We start from the raw sequence: 18,292 nt of genomic DNA on the forward strand, positions 1-18,292 counted from the left end.
AGGAGCCGCCCGGCTCCTCCAGGACGCAATGCCCGCCCGTACAGATCGCCTCTCGGCGCGAGCGGAGCGCGTCGTCGAGCGCCGTTCGGGCTCCCGGGGGTTGCTGTACGGTTGAGCGCCATGATCGCCGGACGCGCCGCAAGGGTCGCGGTCGCCGGGGTTCTTCTGGCGGCTCTGTGCTCGTGCGCCGGCTCGTCCGGCCGCCGGCCGCCAGGTGGCGCGGCCTCCCCGGGATCCGCTGCGCCGTCCGGGCCGGCTCCGGTCTCGGCCGCGTGGGCGCGTGTCCCGGGCCGCGGACTCGCTGGGGACTCGGGCCTGATCGAAGTTTCCGCGACCGGCCCCCGGGACGCGTGGGCTCTCGGCTACCAGGACGCCCGCGAGAACGACTCGGGTGCGACCGTTCTCCTGCGCTGGGACGGTCAGCGCTGGCGTGAGGCTCCGCTACCGCGAGCCGCCAGTGGCGGCAAGGGGCCTTTCGCGACGGGGCTCAGCGCCGCGCGTCCGGATGACGTGTGGATGACCGGGGCGGCGTACGCGGGGCCGAGCCCGGCATTCGCCTCCCACTGGGACGGGCTGCGCTGGAGCGACCACCGTCCGTTCGGCGACCGGGACGGCTATCACCTGGCGGATGTGACCGCGACGGGCGGCAGGGCGTGGTTCGCCGGGTCGGGCCGGGACGGCGGGGTCGTCGCCGAGTGGGACGGGCAGGCCTTTCGGCACGTCCGGACGGGGATCGGCGGCGGGCTCGGGCAACTCAACGCGGTCAGCGTCAAGGACGGACAACTCTGGGCCGTGGGATCCGCAGGCGACGAGAACGCTCCGCAGGGGCCGCTGGTCTACCACGAGGCACTCGACGGCAGGGCTCCGGTGCGGCAGGAGGTGCTCGGCATTCCGCAGGGCGAACTGACCGGAATATGGCAGGCCTCACCGTCCGATGTGTGGGCGGTGGGATTCAGTCACTGCTATGGGGACGACTGCGAGCGTCCTTTGGTAATGCACTGGGACGGCTCGGCATGGTCCCGGGTTCAGGTGCCGCTCAGAATCGGCGAACTCCACGGAGTCGCGGCCGTCGGCAAGGACCGGAACGACGTGTGGGTCAGCGGAGTCGACCTCGACCACAGGAACCAGATGCTTTTCCTGCACCACGACGGGAAAGCATGGACTCGCGAATACGGCCCGCAGTTGATGACCGACGCCTCCGCGGAGGACGACCTCAATCGCGTCAACCGGTCCGACCTCGCCCCCGTGCCCGGGACGAGCACTCTGTGGGCGGTCGGTTCGGTAGGTGCCGGAACCGACGACGGCGATCCGGAGGAGTCCTTCGTCCTCCGCCGCGAAGGCCCCTGACCTCCCGTGTTCAGGCGCCTATGCCGCCCGTGCAGGCGGCGGCGACGTAGCCCTTGCGGCCCTTGTAGTTGACCACCAGCCACTGGTTGTCCTTGGGCTCCCCGGCCGAGCACCGGTAGGTGCCCCCCTCGACCTGCGGGCAATTGGCCCCGTGCTTCCAGCCGATAAGCTTTTTGCCATGATACTGGACGATAACGCCGGCACTGGTTCTGGGCGCCTTGCGGACGCGGAACGTGTAGCCGCGCCTCTTGTCCGAGTGGACGTAGCACTTGACCTCTTGGGCGTCGTTACCGGCGACCGGGATCGAATGCGCCGTTGCGGCTTCCGGAGACGCGTGGACTTCCGCGTCGGCTGCATTGGCCGCCCCCGCGAGAGTCAGAGCCGCGACCCCCGTTACTAGCAATGCTCGCCTCATGGGGCCAATGTAGAACCGGGTCCGGCCGCGGGTCAATCATGTCGCGATCTTCAAAGAGAAAGTCGCGGTCAAATTGCTCGCAATTCGCCCGAAAGATGCGATTACGCATATCCGCGGCGCTCGGCCGGGCCGCGCTCGGGACCGGGAGCGGCCGGCGCTCACAGGGTTCTCTCATCGAAACGTGCTTTGATGGGCGCGTCATGCCTGGTCAGAAGATTCTCGTCGTCGACGACGAACCGAACATCGCGGACGTCCTGGCGACCGCGCTGGCCTTCCACGGGTTCGAGGTGACCACCGCGTCCACGGGCGCCGGGGCCATCGAACGGGCGGAGGCCGAGCACCCCCACCTCATCGTGCTGGACCTGATGCTGCCCGACATCGACGGCCTGGAGGTGTGCCGGACGCTGCGCGGCCGGGGCCACCGGTTCGGGATCGTCTTCCTGACCGCGCGCGACGGCCGGGCCGACAAGGTGTCAGGGCTGACCTACGGCGGCGACGACTACGTGACGAAGCCGTTCGCGCTGGACGAGCTGCTCGCGCGCGTGCGGGCCGTGCTGCGGCGGGTCGCCCCCGAGGACTCGCCTCCCGGGGCCGTCCTGAAAGTGGCCGACGTGGAGCTGGACGAGGACCTGTGCGAGGTGCGCCGCGGCGGCGCCCAGGTCCGCCTGTCCCCGACCGAGTTCAAGCTGCTGCGCTACCTCATGGGCAACCCGGGGCGGGTGCTGTCGCGCGCCCAGATCCTCGACGCGGTCTGGGACTACGACTTCGGCGGCACCTCCAACGTCGTCGACACCTACGTCGGCTACCTCCGCAAGAAGCTCGATCCGCTGGGCCCGCCGCTGATCCACACGCAGCGTGGGTTCGGGTACGTCCTGCGCGAGGGCGGGGCGGGCGGCAGGTGACGCTGCGGACGCGGCTGCTGATCGGGATCGTCGTGCTCACCGCCGGCGCGCTGGTGGTCGCGGGGGCCACCAGCACGCTGGCGCTGCGCTCGTACCTGGTCGGCAGGGTCGACGGCCAGTTGCGCGCGGCCGCGATCGTGGCCCGGCAGAACGCGGTGGTCCGGTACGGGTCCCGCGACGAACTGCGCACGGCGGTGGCGCCCACCGAGTACGTCGTGGAGATCCGCCGCGAGAACGGCACGATCAGCGGGATCGGGGGGCCGCCCGAGCTGGCCCCCGGGGTGCTGAGCGAACGGGCGCCTCCGGCCCCGGCCGCCGGCACCTCCGCCCCGGCCGACGTCGACGCCGGGCGCGCGGGCCGGTTCCGCGTGGTGTCCTTCACGACGCCGAACGGCCGCGCCACGGCGGTCATCGGCCTGCCGCTGCGGCCGGTCGGGGAGACCGTGCGGCGGCTGCTGCTGATCGAGGCGCTGGCCGGGCTGGCGGTGCTGGCGCTGCTGGCCGGCGCGGCCCGGCTGGTCATCCGTCGCGGGCTGCGGCCACTGGAGACGATCACCGAGACCGCGGGCGCGATCGCCGACGGCGACCTGGATCGCCGGGTGCCGGTCTCCTCGCCGCGCACCGAGGCCGGGCGGCTGTCGATCGCGGTGAACGGCATGCTGGCGCGCATCCAGACCGCGATCGAGGCCCGCGCCCGCTCGGAGGAGCGGCTGCGGGAGTTCGTCGCCGACGCCTCCCACGAGCTGCGCACCCCGCTGACCTCGGTGCGCGGCTACCTGCAGATGCTGCGGCACGGCGTGGTGACGCTGGCCGACCGGCCGGACGCGGTGCGGCGCGCCGACGACGAGGCCGCCCGGATGTCCAAGATCGTCGACGATCTGCTGTACCTGGCCCGGCTGGACCAGGAGCCGATCCCGCGCCCCGGGCCGGTGGACCTCGCGGCGGTCGCCGCCGACTCCGTCTCCGACGCCCTCGCCGTCGAGCCCGACCGGCCGATCACGCTGCGCGCGCCGGAGTCCTGCGAGATCACCGGCGACGAGGACGCGCTGCGGCAGGTGCTGGCCAACCTGCTCGGCAACGCCCGCGCCCACACTCCGCCGGGGACGCCCGTGACGGTGCGGGTGCTGGCGGAGGCCGGGACGGCGGTGGTCGAGGTGTCCGACGAGGGGCCGGGCATGCCGCCGGAGGCGGTGGCGCGGGCGTTCGACCGCTTCTACCGGGGCGCGGGAGCCCGCGGCGGGGCGTCCGGCAGCGGTCTCGGGCTGCCGATCGTCGCCGCCATCGCCCGGTCGCACGGCGGGTCGGCCGGGATCGAGAGCACCCGCGGAAAGGGCACCACGGTCCGGGTCCGGCTGCCCTCCCACGGACCTCTGAACGATCTCTCATCGTCCTGACGACGGGCTCTGAGATCCGGCTGGTCGGGTGGGGCCATGATTCCCAGACCCTCTCGCCGGACGGCCGTCGTGGCGGCCGTCGCCGTCCTGCCGCTGGCCCTGGCGTGCACCGCCGACCGGCTCGCCGCCGACCGGGCCGCGGACCGGCTGGCCGGCCGGGCCGGCTGCTACCTGCACACCTCCGACCGGCCGCAGGTCGTGCTCGGCGGCTTCCCGTTCCTGCCGCAGGGGCTCTCCGGCCATCTCGACGACGTCCGGATATCCGCGCGGAACGTCCGGCGCGGCGAGCTGACCGTCAGCAGCCTGGACGCCCGCCTGCGCGGAGTGCGCCAGGCGTCGGGCGGCAAGGCCGCCGTCGAGCGGGTCACCGCCGACGCGGTCGTCTCCTTCTCGTCGCTGAACTCCATGCTGGCCGGCAAGGGCGGGGACGGCGACGCGCCCCGCGTCCAGGGGCTCGGCTACGACAACGGCATGCTGGCGGTCGAGACGCGGGTCGCGCGGGCGGGCATGGAGCTGCCGGTCACCGTGCTCGCAGAGCCGAGCCTGAGCGGCCGCAGCCTGGACTTCCAGCCCCGCTACGTCAAGGTGCTCGGCCGCCTGGTGCCCGCCGAGCAGCTCATGAAGCGCCTGCCCAAGCAGCCCGACCTGGGCCGGGAGCTGCCGGAGCTGCCGGCCGGGCTGCGCTACTCCTCGGCCGAGGTGACCGGTGACGGGGTGCGGATCGGCATGACCGCCGACGACGTCAGCCTCACCGCCGGCGGGAAGGGCAAGGAGGGCCGCGCGTGCTGAGGCTCGTGGCCGCGATGTGCGCCCGCCGCCCCTGGACGGTGATCGCCGTCTGGCTCGTCCTGATCGGGGCCGTCGCGGCGGCCGCGCTGGTCTTCGGGCGGCCCACCGAGAACTCCCTGTCCCTTCCCGGCAGCGACGCCCAGCGGGCGGCCGACGTCCAGGCGGAGGCCTTCCCGGGCGAGGCGGACGACGCGTCCGGGACGCTGGTGCTGCACGCCGCCGCCGGAACGCTGGAGGACCCCGCCCGCCGCGACGCGATGGCGCGGGCCGCCGAGCGGATCGAGGCCGTCCCGCACGTGCGGAGGGCGACCCCGGCCTCGCGGCAGGCCGGCACCGTCTCCGCCGACGGCCGCACCGGCTACCTGACCATCGCGCTCGACGTGCGGGCCCGCGACGTGGACCGCGCCCTGGTCCGCCGGATCGAGGACGCCGCCGCCCCGCTGGACGCGGCCGGCGTCGAGACGGTGCCCGGCGGGCGGCTGGCGGAGGCCGCCGAACGGTCGGGCGGCGCCGCCCGGGAGGCCGGCGGCCTGGTGGTGGCGGTCGTGGTGCTGCTGGCGGCGCTGGGCGGCGCCGTCGCGGCCGGGCTGCCGATCGCGATGGCCCTGGCCGGGCTGGTCTGCGGGGTCGGGGCCGTCGGGCTGCTCGGGCACGCCACGGCGATACCGCCGGTCGCGGCCACCCTCGCCACGATGATCGGGCTGGGGGTCGGCATCGACTACTCCCTGTTCGTGCTCAGCCGCTACCGGACACTGCTCGCGCGGGGATCGGCGGTCCCGGAGGCGGTGCGCGCGGCCGTCACCTCCTCCGGCGCGTCGGTGGTCTTCGCCGGGGCCACCGTGGTGATCGCGCTCAGCGGGCTGCTGCTCGGCGGCGTGCCGGTGCTGCGCACCCTGGCGTGGACGTCGGCGCTCGTCGTGGCCGTCGCCGTGGCCGTCGCGGTGACGCTGCTGCCGGCGGTGCTGCGGGTGCTGGGCGGGCGGATCGACGCGCTGCGGGTGCGCCGCGGGCGGGGCGGCTCGCACGCGCCGTCGGCGGTGTGGGAGCGGCTCGGCGGACGGGTGACCGCGCGCCCCTGGCGGGTGCTGATCGGCGCGGCGGCCCTGCTGGCCGTCCTGACCGCGCCGGTCACCGCCATGACGCTGGGCCAGGTCGACGCGGGCTCCGACCCGGCCGGCAGCGCGCCGCGGCGCTCCTACGAGCTGATGGCGGAGGGCTTCGGGCCGGGCTCCAACGGACCGCTCACCGTGGTCGCGGTGCCCGCCACCAAGGCCGCCGGCCCGGACGACGCCAGGATCACCGGGCTCGCCGACTCGATCCGCCGCACCGCGGGGGTCGCCGCGGTCTCCGCGCCGAGGCTCGGCGCGGACGGGACGGCGGCGGTCCTTCGCATCACCCCGGACACGGCGCCCGCCGACCCGGCGACGGCCGATCTCGTCCGGAGGATCAGGGCGCTGCCCGCCGCGGGCGCCGAGGTCCATGTGGGCGGGCCGGTCGCCGCGCACGCCGACCTCGCCGACCGGGCCGGCTCCCGGATGCCGCTGATCATCGGGGTGGTGCTGGCGCTGTGCGCGGCGGTGCTGCTGGCGGCCTTCCGCGCCCCGGTCGTGGCGGTCAAGGCCGCCGTGATGAACCTGATCTCGATCGGCGCCGCCTACGGAGCGCTGACCGCCGTCTTCACCTGGGGCTGGGGGGTGGAGCTGCTCGGCCTGGACGGGCCGGTGCCCATCGAGGGCTACGTCCCGATGATGCTGTTCGCGGTGCTCTTCGGCCTGTCGATGGACTACGAGGTGTTCCTGCTGACGGCCGTCCGGGAGGAGTGGCTGCGGCACGGGGACGACCGCCGCGCGGTCTCCGGCGGGCTGGCCGCCACCGGCCGGATCATCAGCGCGGCGGCGCTCATCATGGTCGGCGTGTTCGCCGGGTTCCTGCCGCACCACGACCCGGTGATCAAGATGTTCGGGCTGGGCATGGCCGTCGCGGTGGCCGTGGACGCCACAGTGGTGCGCGGGCTCCTGGTGCCCTCGGCCATGGTCCTGCTGGGCCGCGCCAACTGGTGGCTGCCCGGGTGGCTGGACCGGGTGCTCCCGCAGTCCGGCATCGGCTCCCATGCCCCGCCCCCGCCCGTGGCGGACGCCCCGCCGCCGGCGGCGGGGCGGCGCGAGTCAGGCGACCGTCCCCGGACCGCCGGCCTGCCCTGAGCGGTCCGGCCCGTCACCGCCTCTCCCCCGCCTCTCCGGGCAGGCCGGGGAGGCGGTGGCGCAGCAGCTTGCCGGTGGCGTTGCGGGGCAGTCCGGCGACGAGAAGCACGTCCCGGGGCACCTTGTGGCGGGCCAGGTTGGCCTTGACGTGGGCGCGCACGTCCGCGCCGGTCAGCCCGGCGCCGTCGCGGGGCACCACGTAGGCGCGCAGCCGCTGCCCGAACTCGGCGTCGGGGACGCCGACGACGGCGGCCTCCACGATGCCGGGGTGCGCGGCGAGCAGGTCCTCGACCTCACCGGGGTAGACGTTCTCCCCGCCCGAGACGATCATGTCGTCGGCGCGGCCGTCCACGAACAGCCGCCCGGCGGCGTCGAAGTGGCCGACGTCCCCGGTGTCGAGCAGCCCGTCGCGCGTCTCCCGGCTCCGGCCGTCGGTGTATCCGGCGAAGCCGAGGCCGCTGCCCACGAAGATCCGGCCGCGCTCCCCCGGGCGGGCGACCGGCCCCCGCTCGCCGTACAGCCGGACCCGGCATCCGTGCGGCGGGCGGCCGACGGTCCCCGGGGCGGCCCGCCAGTCGGCCGGGGTCGCCACGGTGGCGACGGCGACCTCGGTCGAGCCGTACAGGTTGTAGAGGACCTCGCCGAACGCCGCCATCGCCCGGTCGCCCAAATCCGGCGGCAGCGCCGAGCCGGCCACGAACACGATCCGCAGCGCGGACAGGTCGTGCCTGGACCGCGGATCCGGGCCGAGGTCGAGGATGCGCCGCAGCATGGTCGGCACCAGGATCACGGCGCTGCACCGGTGCCGCTCCAGGGCGCGGAGGGCGGCCTCGGCGTCGAAGCGGCGGCTGACGACGGCGGTGGACCCGAAGGCGAACGCGACCATCAGGTGCGCGAACCCGGTGCCGTGGAAGAGCGGGGCCGCGATGAGGGTCGACTCGCCTACGCGCAGCGGCACGCGGTCGAGCAGCTGCGCGATCACCAGCGGCGAGCCGACCCGGCGCGGCGCGCCCTTCGGAGCGCCGGTCGTGCCGCTGGTCAGCAGGACGACGCCGCCGGTCCGGGCGGGCGGGCGCAGCGTCCGTGCGGGAGCCTGGGCGATCAACGACTCCAGTGCGGGAGGCGCCTGCCGCCCGCCGGTTCCCCGCTCTCCGTCCGTCCAGGCCGTGAAGCGGCGGACGGACGGCGGGACGGACGCGGCGGCGGTGCCGAACTCGTCGTCGTGGACGAGGACCGTCAGCCCTTCGCCCTTCGCGACCTGGGCGACCTGCGGTCCGGCGAGCCCCGTGTTGACCAGTACCAGCCGGGCGCCCAGCTTCGCGGCGGCCAGGGCCGCGTCCACCAGCCCCCGGTGGTCGCGGCACAGCACGCCGACCACGTCGCGGGGACCGATCCCCAGGTCCGTCCAGGCGCCCGCCAGCAGGTCGGAGCGCCGGTCGAGGTCGGCGAACGTCAGCGGCCCGAGGTCGTCGACCAGTCCGGTCCGGTGCGGGGTGCGAGCCGCGGCGATGCGGATCGCCCCGGCGACCGGCCCCCAGCGGCGCACGTCCCGCCAGGCGGCGGGCAGCCCGCCGAGCGCCGGCAGGCTGATCATTCCGGCCCGGTGCAGTACCCGGAGGGCGTGCGCGCCGTCCAGTGCGGCGGAGATGCCGAGCATCGCGTCCGTCTCCTCTCCAAGCGGCGGGGGGCGTCCAGCGGTGCGGGGCGCCGCGGGGCACGCCCGCGGCGCCCCCGGGTCACGCGGCGAGAGCGCCGAGCTTGGCCAGCGACTCCTCGGTGTTCTTGGCGGCCTCCTTCTGGACCGACATCCCGAGGGGGCCCGCGAGCATGCCGCCGCTGAACTCCATATCGCAGGTGACGGTCGACCCGGTGCCGGACGCCTCGACGGTGAAGGCGGTCCGCAGGGTGATGCCCATCGGTCCCTTGCCCGACATCTCCAGCCGGTTCGGCGCGTCGGCCGTCTCGACCGTCCACTCGACGTCGCCGGGCATGCCCATGATCTTCACGCCCTGCTTGAAGGCGGCCCCGGCGCTCGCCGCCGCGGGCGGCTCGGTGACGAACTTCTCGTGCATCGCGAACCACTCGGGCATGCGGGGCAGGTCCGCGAGCACCTCCCAGATCCGCTCGGGGGCGGGGGCGAGGTCGGCGCTGATGGTCGCCTTCGGCATCGTGCTCTCCTTCCAGGGCGGCGGCGCCGCCCGCTGTTACATTCAGTTCGGCCTGTTTGTTTCTGGGTTAGACTCCGGCGCATGCCCGCGCCGACCGGAAGACCCGCCCGCACCCACCGCACCCAGGAGGAGCGCACCGCCGCCACGCGCCGGGCGCTGCTGGACGCGACGGTCGACTGCCTGGTCGAGTACGGCTACCACGGCACCACCACGACCCGGGTGGTGGAGCGGGCCGGCGTCTCGCGAGGCGCCCAGGTCCACCACTTCCCGACCAAGAACGACCTCGTCATCGGCGCCGTCCGGCATCTGGCGGCCAAGCGGACCGAGCAGCTGCGGGAGCGGCGGGGCGCGGGCCGGCTGCCCGGCGGCGACGACTGGGCGGGCGAACTCCTGGACGTCCTGTGGGAGGCCCATCAGGGGGCGCTGTTCGAGGCGTCCATGGAGCTGTGGAACGCCGCCCGCACCGACCCGGACCTGCGCGAGCACGTCTCCGCGCTGGAGCGCATGGTCCTCGACAGCGTCGCCGAGCTGGGCGGCATGCTGGGCCGCGACGCCGCCGACCCCGGGTTCCGCGGCGACCTCTACCTCGTCCTCGACGCGATCCGCGGCCTGCGGATGCTGGACTTCGTCAACCCGGGCCCGCCGGAGCGGGCCGCCGCGCGCTGGGCCCATGCCAAGGAGCGGCTCCGCCTGATCACCGACCGGTGGGCTGGGGACGCCGGTCATCCGGAGCCCCCGTCCCCGTAGCGGCGGTCGTAGGCGGCGCGCGCCGCCGGGTCGGCGCCGATGGCGAACCGGCCCAGCCCGGCGGCGCGGGCGAGCGGAGTCCGCAGCGGGCGGGGGCAGGCCAGCGTCAGGCGCATCAGCCCCCCGAACGCGGCGGGCACCCAGACGTCCGGGGCGTTCCGGCTCACCGCCGCCACGATCGCCCGCGCGACGTCCTCGGGCTCAACGGTGGCCAGGCGCCGCATCCCCCGGGGCACCGCCACCCCGGCCGACAGCTCGGTGCGCACGACGGCGGGGCGCACCACGGTCACGCCCACCCCCGTGCCGTGCAGCTCCGCCCGCAGCGCCTCCGACAGCCCGAGCACGCCGTACTTGGTCGCGCAGTAGGTGACCAGGCCGGGGAAGCCGGCGCTGCCCGCCATCGAGGAGACGTTGACGATGTGCCCCCGCCCGGCGGGGACGAGCCGCCGGGCGGCCAGCCGCGAGCCGATGAGGACCGCGCGCAGGTTGACGTCGACCATCCGGTCGGCGGTCGCGTCGGCCTCGTCCAGGAAGCGGCCGGTGGTCATGATCCCCGCGTTGTTGACCAGCACCCGCAGCCGCCGCCCGGTCCGCTCCTCGGCCGCCGCCAGGAAACGCGCGAAGGAGTCCGGGTCGGCGGCGTCGAGGCGGAGCCCGACGGCCCGGCCGCCCAGCTCGTCGGCCGTGCGCTCGGCCAGCGCGCCGTCCAGGTCCCCGATCGCCACCGGGGCTCCGGCGGCGGCGAACGCCGCCGCCGTCGCCCGGCCGATCCCGCGGGCGCCGCCGGTGACGGCCACCAGCGACTGCTCCGGCATCGCCATCACGCCTACCGCCGGGCCGCTCAGCCGGCCGGCCGGTAGAGGGTGACGACGGCCGCGCCGCCGATGCCGATGTTGTGCTGGAGCGCCGCGGTGGCTCCCTCGACCTGGCGCTTGCCCGCCTCGCCGCGCAGCTGCCAGGTCAGCTCGGCGCACTGGGCCAGCCCGGTGGCGCCGAGCGGGTGCCCCTTGGAGATCAGGCCGCCGGACGGGTTGACGACGTACCGTCCGCCGTAGGTGTTGTCGCCGGAGTCGACGAGCGCGCCGCCCTCCCCCTCCCCGCACAGGCCGAGCGCCTCGTAGGTGATCAGCTCGTTGGTCGAGAAGCAGTCGTGCAGCTCGATCACCTGGACGTCGCGCGGACCGACGCCGGCCTGCTCGTAGGCGAGGTCGGCGGCCTTCTTCGTCATCTGGTGGCCGACCGCGTCGATGGCGTCGCCGCGGAAGCTGGCCGGGGTGTCGGTGACCAGCGACTGGCCGGCGATCTCGACGGCCCGGTCCCACAGGCCATGGGCGTCCACGAACCGCTCCCCGGCGATGACGGCGGCGGCGCCGCCGTCGGAGGTCGGCGAGCACTGCAGCTTGGTCAGCGGCTCGTAGACCATCGGCGCGTTCCGGACGTCCTCCAGCGAGTACTCGTCCTGGAACTGCGCGTACGGGTTGTTCACCGAGTGCCGGTGGTTCTTGTGGCCGATCTTGGCGAACTGCTCCGCCGTGGTCCCGTAGCGCTCCATGTGCTCGCGCCCGGCGGCGCCGAACATCCACGGGGCCGGCGGGGCCCCGGTGAAGTCGTACTTGGTCGCGATCGACTCGAAGTGCCGCAGCGTCGGCTGGGCGCGGTCGTCGTAGGTCATCGCCAGCGAGCCGCGCTTCATCTTCTCGAAGCCCAGCGCCAGCGCGCACTCCACCGCCCCGAGCCGCACCGCCTGCCGGGCCAGGTACAGGGCGGTGGACCCGGTGGCGCAGTTGTTGTTGACGTTCACCACCGGGATCCCGGTGAGCCCGAGCTCGTAGGCGGCGCGCTGCCCGGCGCACGACTCGCCGTAGACGTAGCCCACGTACGCCTGGCCGATCTCGTCGTAGGGGACGCCGGCATCGGCCAGCGCCTTGGTGCCCGCCTCGCGGGCCATGTCGGGGTAGTCCCAGTCGCGGCTGCCCGGCTTCTCGAACTTCGTCATGCCGACGCCGATGACGTATGTCCTGACGCTCATCGCTCTCCCTCGCGTCCCTGCCGCTGTCCGGCGGGATGACAGTAGGCCGCCAAAAGAAAAACAGTCAAGACTGTATTTAAGTTCAGCTCGGTATGTATCCTGCTCGCCAACGAATGCCGAGGGAGGACAGGTGGACCTCAACGACACCCCCGAACGGGCGGTCTACCGGGCGCGGCTGCGCGGCTGGCTACAAGAGAACGCGCGCCACGCCCCCGCGGAGGCGCCCGGCCTGCACGTCGCGGACGTCGCGGGTTTCCGGGCCTGGCAGCGGCGGCTGGCCGAGGCCGGCTACGCGGGGATCATGTGGCCGCGCGAGTACGGCGGCCAGGGCCTCGGCCCCATGGAGCAGGCGATCGTCAACGCCGAACTCGGCGCGGCGGGCCTGCCCGGCGTGCTCGACATGATCGGGGTCGGCAACCTCGGCCCCACGCTGATCGCGCACGGCACGGCCGCGCAGAAGGAGCAGCACCTGCGGCCGCTGCTGCACGCCGAGGAGATGTGGTGCCAGCTGTTCTCCGAGCCGGCGGCCGGCTCCGACCTGGCCGCCGTCCGCACCCGCGCCGCCCGGACCGGGGACGGCGGCTGGCGGCTCGACGGCCAGAAGGTCTGGACGACCAACGCCCAGCACGCCGCCTTCGGGCTGCTGCTGGCCCGCACGGACCCCGCCGTGCCCAAGCACCGCGGCCTGACGATGTTCGTCGTGCCGATGCGCGCGCCCGGCGTCGCCGTCCGCCCGCTCCGGCAGATCGGCGGTGAGGCCGGTTTCAACGAGGTCTTCCTCGACGGGGTGGCGCTCGGCGCGGACGCGGTGGTGGGCGAGGTCGGCGCCGGCTGGTCGGTGGCGATGACCTGCCTGATGTACGAGCGCTTCACCCTCCTGACCGCGATCGACCAGGTCGGCGTCGGTCCCGACACGTTCCTCGGGCCGCTGGTGGGGACCGCCGAGGTCCGCCGCCCGGACGTGCTGCGCCGCCTCGGACGGCTGACCGCCGACCTCTACGCGCTCCGCTACACCGCCTACCGGGCGCTCACCGCCGTCGACCGGGGCAGGGTCCCCGGTCCCGAGGCGGGGCTCGGAAAGATCACGCTGATCGACGCGGCCATGGAGGGGCTGCTCCTGCAGTTCGAGCTGCTGGGGCCGGAGTCCCTGGAGGGGCCGTCCGGACGGCTCATGCATGAGCTCCAGGGGCTGCGCTCGGGCGGCGGAACCCACGAAGTACTGCGCAACACCATCGGCGAACGCGTCCTCGGCCTGCCCGCCGAGCCCCGCGCCGACAAGGACGTGCCCTTCCAGGACCTGGCCTCATGACCCGGCCCGCGTCCCCACCGGCCACCGAACGGGAGAGACCGTGAACTTCGAACTGTCCGAGGAGCAGGAGATGCTGTGCGAGGCGGCCCGCGAGGCGCTGGCCCGCACGGACACCCTCGCGGCCGCCCGCGCCGGGCTCGACGGGCGCCCCGGCGAGGCCGGCCAGGCGCCCGCCTGGGGCGTCGCGGTGCGCGGCGGCTGGACCGGGCTGCTCGCCGACGAGGACGGCCGCCACGAACTCGGCGCGCTGAACGCCATGCTCGTGCTTATCGAGTGCGGGCGCCGGCTGGCCGCCACCGGACTGGTCGGCCACCTGGCCGCCGTGTCGGTACTGCACGCCGCCGGGGCCGACCTTTCCGCCCTCGCCTCCGGGCGGCGGCGCGCCGTGTACGTCCCGGCCCGCCCGCCCGTCGCCGACGAGCCGTTCCTGGTGGAGACCGGCGACCCCGCCAGGCCGTACGGGCCACTGCCGGAACTCGACGGCGGCCGCGTCACCGGGCGCGTCGCGTTCGTCCCCGACCTGCCCGGCGCCGACCTGCTCGTGGTGCCCGTCCGCAGGCCCGACGGGGTGGCCGCCGTGCTCGTCGAGGCGGGCGCGGGCGGCGTGAAGGTCGAGCCGCTGGTCCGCGGTGACGCCACCCGCCCGCTCGGGCATCTCACCCTGGACGGCGCGGAGGCGGCGCCGCCGACGGCCGAGCCGTCCGACCTGGAACGGGCCTGGGACCTCGCGCAGGCGCTGACCGCCGCCGAGGCGCTCGGCGTCTGCGAGGCCGTGCAGGAGATGGCGGTCGGGTACGCCCGGGACCGGTCGGCGTTCGGCCGGCCCATCGGCTCCTACCAGGCCGTCAAGCACCAGCTCGTGGACATCCTCAGGTACGGGGCGAACGTGCGGGCGCTGCTGTACTACGCCGGCTACGCCGCCGAGCACGCCCCCGATGAGTTCACCCGGGCCGCCGGATGCGCCCGCGTGGCCGGCGAGCACGCCGCCGGATACGCCACCAGGACGTGCATCGCCGTGCACGGCGGCATCGGCGCCACCTGGGAGCACGACGCCCACCTCTTCTACCGGCGGGCGCTGCTGTCGCGGCTGCTGTACGGAGGCGAGGGCTTCGCCGCCGAACGCGTGGCCCTCGACCTGCTCGCCGGCGCCTTCGAACCGTCCCCCGAAGCCCTCGCCCGCCTCGGCGGAGCCCGTCTTTAGAGGAGAGAGCCATGAGCGATCCGAAGTTCAACGCCGAGGCGCTCGGCGTATGGTCCGAGCCGTTCGAGTTCGAGGTCGAGCGGGAGCGGACCATCGCCTACGCGGAGGCCACCAACGACGACCACCCGCTGCACGCCTCCGGTGAGCTGGCGCCCCCGGTGTTCGCCATCGTGCCGGTCTTCCAAGGGCTGATCCCGTCCGTGCTGGCGGTGGCTCCGGGCGAACTTCTGCCGTTCGTCGTGCACGGCGAGCAGGACATGCGCTTCCACCGGCCGATCGTCCCCGGCATGACCCTGGTGTCGCGCGCACAGCCGACCGGGTACGCCGCCAAGCCGTCCGGCACCACCGTGTCGATCAAGGTGGAGACCCGCACCTCGGACGGGGAACCGGTCAACCAGCAGTGGATGACGTCGTTCTTCCGCGGCTTCACCGCCGCCGAGTCGGCCGGGATGATGGCGCCCCCGCACGGATTCCCGCCCGCCCTGACCGGTGAGAAGCCGTTCGCCGAGGTCACCCAGCACATCGACGACGACCAGACGTTCCGCTACGCCGAGGCGTCCGGCGACCCGATGCCCATCCACCTCGACGAGGAGGTCGCCAAGGCCTCCGGCCTGCCCGGCATCATCGCGCACGGCCTGTGCACCATGGCGTTCACCTCGCGCGCGGTCGTGGCCGCCGCGGCGGGCGGCGATCCCACGCGGCTGCGGCGGCTGGCGGTCCGCTTCTCCAAGCCGGTCCTGCCGGGCCAGGACATCACCACCACCCTCCACGAGACCGCCCCCGGGACGTTCGCGTTCCAGACCACCTCCAGCTCCGGCGACGTCGTCATCAAGGACGGCCTCGCCGAGATCTCCTGACACCGGAAGGGACACCAACCATGGGAGCACTGGACGGCCGCGTCGCCGTCATCACCGGCGCCGGCCGCGGCATCGGCCGCGAGCACGCGCTGCTGTTCGCGCGCGAGGGCGCCCGGGTCGTCGTCAACGACCTCGGCGGCACCGGCGACGGCAGCGGGTCCGACCTCGGCCCGGCCAAGCAGGTCGCCGAGGAGATCAACGCCGCCGGCGGCCAGGCCGTCGCGAACACCGACGACGTCGCGACCTGGGACGGCGCGGCCGCCCTCGTCCGGCAGGCCGTCGACGCCTTCGGCGCCCTGGACGTCGTCGTCAACAACGCCGGCATCCTGCGGGACCGCTTCATCGCCCAGCTCAGCGAGGAGGAATGGGACAGCGTCATCCGCGTCCACCTCAAGGGCCACTTCGGGGTGCTCCGGCACGCCGCCGAGCACTGGAAGGCCCGTTCCAAGGCGGGTGAGGCGGTGAACGCCGCCGTCGTCAACACGGCCTCGGGCTCGGGCACCTTCCTGCCCAACCCGGGCCAGGCCAACTACGGCGCCGCCAAGGCCGGGATCGCCGCGCTGACCCTGGTCGCCGCCGCCGAACTCGGCCGCTACGGGGTCCGGGTCAACGCCATCGCCCCCGTCGCCCGCACCCGGCTGACCACCGCCTCACCCGGCACGGCCGCCCTGATGGCCGCGCCCGACGAGGGATTCGACGCCTTCGACCCGGCCAACGTCTCCCCCCTCGTCGCCTACCTGGCCGCCGCGGACTGCCCCCTCACCGGGCAGCTGTTCGCCGTCCAGGGCGGGATGATCGCGCCCGCGGTCAACTGGCAGCTCGGCGAGCAGCACACCACCGACGGCCCGTGGACCATCGATCTGGTGCGGCAGACGCTCGGCTGATCCCCCGCCCTTCCGAGGGCGTTCGGCGGTCACCGCCGCCAAGGACCCCGGACGGGGCGAGAACGCGCCACTCGCCCCGTCCGGCCCTCGTTCAGCCGTGCACGACAGTCGACGCCGACCGGAACCCGCCGGCCGCGGCCGCGACGCGGACTCCGCCGGGCCCGGCCGCCGGAACGCGCAGCCGGGCGATGCCGTCATCGCCGGTCACGGCCCGCATGCCCCCGGCGGTGACCGTGGCGCCGGTCACCGGGCGGGCCTGCGGATCCTCGGGGACTCGCGCGGTGACCCGGACGACGATCCCCTTCGCGCCCGCCGACACCGGGGCGACCTCCAGCGGCGGCTGCTTCACCCCCGGGCAGTCGGCCTGGGTCGGCAGTCCGCTGCGGCGCACACCGTCCACCTCGCTCTCGACCGTTCCCCGGAACTTGGCTGGCTTGTAGACCGTGAACCTGCCGCGCAGGTACCCGGGGTGCTCGCCGGTGGCCTTCAGGTCGGCGGCCCACGTCCCGACGAGCGTCGGGCTCGGGGTGGTCAGCGACTCGGTCCCGGTGACGAACGTCCGGCCGTCGTCGGAGTACCGGTCGTAGCGCACCGACCAGCGCCCGGCCATGAACGTCCCCGTGAAGTCGAACGTCGCGGTGCCGGAGCGGCGCCCCTTGGCCTTCTTCCCGTGCACCTGCCGGGAGGCAAGGCCCCGGTAGTCCCCGTACGGCACCGACCAGCGCGCGTAGTCGACCGTGTCGAGGTCGACGGCCGGCTTCGGCGCGGTGGGGCGCCGGGACGGGAACCGGATGATCTCCATCCGGACGTCGCCGGGGCTCCCGCCGCCCGCCGTCGGGGTGAACGGCTCCTCAGTGACGACGGCCCGGGTGCCGTCGGGGAACCAGTCCCAGCCGCGGATCACCCAGCCGTCCCGCAGGACGACGGGCTGCCCGCCGTAGCCGTCCCGCTGGCCCTCGCGGTCCATCAGCCAGCGCTCGTTCATGCAGCGGCGGTTGTTCCACAGCGCGGCCCGCCCGATCTGGGCGAACGCGGTGGTGTCCAGGAATGTCGGCCGCTGGAAGGCGGTGAAGGCGTCCATGCGGTCCAGGCCCCGGGCGGAGGCGTAAGCGCTGCTGCCGCCGTCGGGAGAGCCTTCGTAGATCTCGTTGTAGTCGAGATCCTCAGTGATCTTGCGGCGGGCGCCCGTCGCGAGGTCCAGCTCCCAGATGTCGTAGTTCAGCGCGGTGCCGGTCGCCCGGTAGACCAGCGTGCGGCCCCCGTCGAGCCAGCCGCCGCCGGTCTCGTAGTAGCGGCCGCCCTCGATCCATCCGGCCGGGTCGGTGCCCAGGCGGTAGGCGGGGTTCAGGACGCGCGGCCGTGTGACCGTGTACCCGTCCGGGCGCCGCTCCAGACCGCCCAGCAGCATCACCGGGCCCTCGGTCATCCTGACCTCGGTCCATGTCAGATGCTTGCCGTCCGGGTGCAGTCGGGGCTCTCTGTTCTGCGCCCCCTGCTTGAGCCCGTCCCTCGGCAGCTTCACGGAAAGCACGGTGCGGCTGCGGCAGTCGTGCAGGCTGGGCGTGCACTCCACCACCTGGTGGTCGATGTCGCCGGTGCCGTCCGCGGCTCCCGACATGAGCGCGCGCCTGCCGTCCGGGAACGGGGACGCCTCCCGCGCGCCGTCCAGCACCCCGCAGCTGATGCAGCTGAAACCGCCGGAGCCGTCCAGCTTCACCGCGCCTACCTGGGCCTTCCCCTGGTAGGTGATGTTGGCGATGGCCCATCGGCCGTGGTCGATGAGCTTCACGGAGTTGGCCTGCCCGGAGTCGAGCGTGACCCCCGGCGGCATCTTCACCGTGGACGTCACCTCGATGGGTTCGAGCGGGGCCGGCACGGTCGTCCGGGTGCGCCCGGCGAGAACACTCGTGGACGGGCCCTCCGCGCAGCCGGCCGCCAGCGTCGCGGCGCCGAGGACGGCCACCGCCGGGATGAGACGAGAAGGTCTTCGGTTCATGCGGGGAGCCGACCAGACGCTGATCGGAACCGGTCGGCAACGCGATGGGAGTT

The 18,292-nt window shown here is 74.4% G+C and carries 16 protein-coding genes; 10 read left to right on the plus strand and 6 right to left on the minus strand.

All coding sequences use genetic code 11. From position 1 onward, the window contains the following. Positions 1–516 precede the first annotated feature (516 nt). A complete protein-coding gene (locus tag K4S16_RS01290) occupies positions 517–1,347 on the plus strand; it encodes a hypothetical protein (RefSeq protein ID WP_149256954.1) in 831 nt (276 codons plus the stop codon). 10 nt (positions 1,348–1,357) lie between these two features. On the opposite strand, the gene K4S16_RS01295 is transcribed toward K4S16_RS01290, so the two are convergent. Continuing rightward, a complete protein-coding gene (locus K4S16_RS01295; RefSeq protein WP_149256955.1) occupies positions 1,358–1,762 on the minus strand; it encodes a hypothetical protein in 405 nt (134 codons plus the stop codon). 200 nt (positions 1,763–1,962) lie between these two features. On the opposite strand from K4S16_RS01295, the gene K4S16_RS01300 reads away from it, so the two are divergent. Genes K4S16_RS01300 through K4S16_RS01315 form a run of 4 tightly spaced genes read left to right on the plus strand, consistent with a single transcriptional unit; the run spans position 1,963 to position 7,048 of the window. After that, a complete protein-coding gene (locus K4S16_RS01300; protein WP_149256956.1) occupies positions 1,963–2,664 on the plus strand; it encodes a response regulator transcription factor in 702 nt (233 codons plus the stop codon). Continuing rightward, positions 2,661–4,058, plus strand: a complete 1,398-nt coding sequence (locus tag K4S16_RS01305) for a HAMP domain-containing sensor histidine kinase (protein WP_149256957.1) — start codon at positions 2,661–2,663, stop codon at positions 4,056–4,058. The genes K4S16_RS01300 and K4S16_RS01305 overlap by 4 nt, the downstream gene beginning before the upstream one ends. Positions 4,059–4,094: 36 nt before the next feature. Then, on the plus strand, positions 4,095–4,847 hold the full coding sequence (locus K4S16_RS01310; protein WP_149256958.1) for a DUF2993 domain-containing protein: 753 nt from the start codon (positions 4,095–4,097) through the stop codon (positions 4,845–4,847). Then, positions 4,841–7,048, plus strand: coding sequence for an MMPL family transporter (locus K4S16_RS01315; protein ID WP_149256959.1), 2,208 nt, complete (start codon positions 4,841–4,843; stop codon positions 7,046–7,048). Before K4S16_RS01310 ends, K4S16_RS01315 begins: the two co-directional genes overlap by 7 nt. Positions 7,049–7,061: 13 nt before the next feature. Here K4S16_RS01315 and K4S16_RS01320 read toward each other — a convergent pair whose 3' ends face one another. Both K4S16_RS01320 and K4S16_RS01325 read right to left on the minus strand, forming a co-directional pair. Next, on the minus strand, positions 7,062–8,705 hold the full coding sequence (locus K4S16_RS01320) for an AMP-binding protein (RefSeq protein WP_149256960.1): 1,644 nt from the start codon (positions 8,703–8,705) through the stop codon (positions 7,062–7,064). 79 nt (positions 8,706–8,784) lie between these two features. Continuing rightward, a complete protein-coding gene (locus tag K4S16_RS01325) occupies positions 8,785–9,216 on the minus strand; it encodes an SRPBCC family protein (RefSeq protein WP_149256961.1) in 432 nt (143 codons plus the stop codon). An 81-nt stretch (positions 9,217–9,297) separates the two neighbouring features. Between K4S16_RS01325 and K4S16_RS01330 the strand changes: the two genes are divergently transcribed. After that, positions 9,298–9,963, plus strand: a complete 666-nt coding sequence (locus tag K4S16_RS01330; protein ID WP_149256962.1) for a TetR/AcrR family transcriptional regulator — start codon at positions 9,298–9,300, stop codon at positions 9,961–9,963. Here the strand turns inward: K4S16_RS01330 and K4S16_RS01335 are convergent. Next, a complete protein-coding gene (locus K4S16_RS01335) occupies positions 9,939–10,784 on the minus strand; it encodes an SDR family NAD(P)-dependent oxidoreductase (protein ID WP_149256963.1) in 846 nt (281 codons plus the stop codon). The genes K4S16_RS01330 and K4S16_RS01335 overlap by 25 nt on opposite strands. Before the next feature lie 20 nt (positions 10,785–10,804). Then, positions 10,805–11,992 carry a lipid-transfer protein gene (locus tag K4S16_RS01340; protein ID WP_149256964.1) on the minus strand — a complete coding sequence of 396 codons (1,188 nt, stop codon included), beginning with the start codon at positions 11,990–11,992 and terminating at the stop codon, positions 10,805–10,807. Positions 11,993–12,122: 130 nt separating this feature from the next. On the opposite strand from K4S16_RS01340, the gene K4S16_RS01345 reads away from it, so the two are divergent. From K4S16_RS01345 to K4S16_RS01360, 4 genes are read left to right on the plus strand one after another with little or no spacing between them, the layout of a single operon-like run. Continuing rightward, positions 12,123–13,301: an acyl-CoA dehydrogenase family protein gene (locus K4S16_RS01345; protein ID WP_149256965.1), complete on the plus strand. Its 1,179-nt coding sequence runs from the start codon at positions 12,123–12,125 to the stop codon at positions 13,299–13,301. Positions 13,302–13,341: 40 nt separating this feature from the next. Further along, positions 13,342–14,502, plus strand: coding sequence for an acyl-CoA dehydrogenase family protein (locus tag K4S16_RS46350; RefSeq protein ID WP_149256966.1), 1,161 nt, complete (start codon positions 13,342–13,344; stop codon positions 14,500–14,502). Between the two features lie 11 nt (positions 14,503–14,513). Further along, positions 14,514–15,359 carry a MaoC/PaaZ C-terminal domain-containing protein gene (locus K4S16_RS46760; protein WP_149256967.1) on the plus strand — a complete coding sequence of 282 codons (846 nt, stop codon included), beginning with the start codon at positions 14,514–14,516 and terminating at the stop codon, positions 15,357–15,359. 20 nt (positions 15,360–15,379) lie between these two features. Next, positions 15,380–16,243 (plus strand): SDR family oxidoreductase, encoded by an 864-nt coding sequence (locus K4S16_RS01360; RefSeq protein ID WP_149256968.1) that lies wholly within the window; start codon positions 15,380–15,382, stop codon positions 16,241–16,243. Positions 16,244–16,334: 91 nt separating this feature from the next. Here the strand turns inward: K4S16_RS01360 and K4S16_RS01365 are convergent, their stop codons facing one another. Continuing rightward, positions 16,335–18,239 (minus strand): hypothetical protein, encoded by a 1,905-nt coding sequence (locus K4S16_RS01365; protein ID WP_149256969.1) that lies wholly within the window; start codon positions 18,237–18,239, stop codon positions 16,335–16,337. Positions 18,240–18,292 lie beyond the last annotated feature (53 nt).

It is taken from the genome of Actinomadura sp. K4S16 (genome assembly GCF_008327685.1).
Taxonomy (GTDB): Bacteria; Actinomycetota; Actinomycetes; order Streptosporangiales; family Streptosporangiaceae; genus Spirillospora.

Coding starts and splice junctions, on each gene's coding strand:
- K4S16_RS01290 (WP_149256954.1), top strand. CDS start 517: ATGACCGGGGCGGCGTACGCGGGGCCGAGCCCGGCATTCGCCTCCCAC.
- K4S16_RS01295 (WP_149256955.1), bottom strand. CDS start 1,762: ATGAGGCGAGCATTGCTAGTAACGGGGGTCGCGGCTCTGACTCTCGCG.
- K4S16_RS01300 (WP_149256956.1), top strand. CDS start 1,963: ATGCCTGGTCAGAAGATTCTCGTCGTCGACGACGAACCGAACATCGCG.
- K4S16_RS01310 (WP_149256958.1), top strand. CDS start 4,095: ATGATTCCCAGACCCTCTCGCCGGACGGCCGTCGTGGCGGCCGTCGCC.
- K4S16_RS01320 (WP_149256960.1), bottom strand. CDS start 8,705: ATGCTCGGCATCTCCGCCGCACTGGACGGCGCGCACGCCCTCCGGGTA.
- K4S16_RS01325 (WP_149256961.1), bottom strand. CDS start 9,216: ATGCCGAAGGCGACCATCAGCGCCGACCTCGCCCCCGCCCCCGAGCGG.
- K4S16_RS01330 (WP_149256962.1), top strand. CDS start 9,298: ATGCCCGCGCCGACCGGAAGACCCGCCCGCACCCACCGCACCCAGGAG.
- K4S16_RS01335 (WP_149256963.1), bottom strand. CDS start 10,784: ATGGCGATGCCGGAGCAGTCGCTGGTGGCCGTCACCGGCGGCGCCCGC.
- K4S16_RS01340 (WP_149256964.1), bottom strand. CDS start 11,992: ATGAGCGTCAGGACATACGTCATCGGCGTCGGCATGACGAAGTTCGAG.
- K4S16_RS46760 (WP_149256967.1), top strand. CDS start 14,514: ATGAGCGATCCGAAGTTCAACGCCGAGGCGCTCGGCGTATGGTCCGAG.
- K4S16_RS01360 (WP_149256968.1), top strand. CDS start 15,380: ATGGGAGCACTGGACGGCCGCGTCGCCGTCATCACCGGCGCCGGCCGC.
- K4S16_RS01365 (WP_149256969.1), bottom strand. CDS start 18,239: ATGAACCGAAGACCTTCTCGTCTCATCCCGGCGGTGGCCGTCCTCGGC.